The organism is Mesorhizobium sp. M7A.F.Ca.CA.001.10.2.1 (assembly GCF_003998575.1).
Classification (GTDB): domain Bacteria; phylum Pseudomonadota; class Alphaproteobacteria; order Rhizobiales; family Rhizobiaceae; genus Mesorhizobium.
The window spans coordinates 1-529 of sequence record NZ_RZQY01001309.1; the positions used below are offsets into that span (position 1 = coordinate 1).

Here is a 529-nt window from a genome sequence, read left to right on the forward strand (position 1 = left end):
TTGCTATCCGACATCTGGGCCACGACACCCGGCAGGCTCGGCCTGCTGGGGTTTGACGGATTGGACGGATTGCTCGGGTTCGACGGATTGGACGGATTGATGCCGCCCCCAATACCCACGCCGACACCGACACCGACGCCGACGCCGCTCGTTCCGCCCACATTGGCGCCGAGTCCGGCAGCAATGCCGCCAGATCCTCCAACATTGGCGCCCGCGCCGGCATTGATGCCATTGCTGCCGCCGACCGAAGCGCCGAGACCGGCATTGACACCGCTCGAGCCGCCGACATTGGCACCGGCCCCGGCCTTTACACCACCGCTGCCGCCCACCGAGGCGCCCACTCCGGCGCTGATGCCGCCACTGCCGCCAACGGAAGCCCCGACGCCATTGACGCCGCCGCTACCACCCACCGAGGCACCAACGCCAAGGCCGATTCCCGCAGCATTGGCGGGCAGGGAAAGGGCTAAGATTACCGCACTACCCGCCAACATGTTGGCGACTGTCTTGATGGTGTGAGCCATAACACTCT

1 protein-coding gene is annotated in these 529 nt (G+C 66.4%); it reads right to left on the reverse strand.

Translation table 11 applies throughout. From position 1 onward, the window contains the following. Window positions 1-491: hypothetical protein (locus EN964_RS36810; RefSeq protein WP_245490768.1), on the reverse strand; the 491-nt coding region annotated here is incomplete at its 3' end. Between the last annotated feature and the right edge of the window lie 38 nt (window positions 492-529).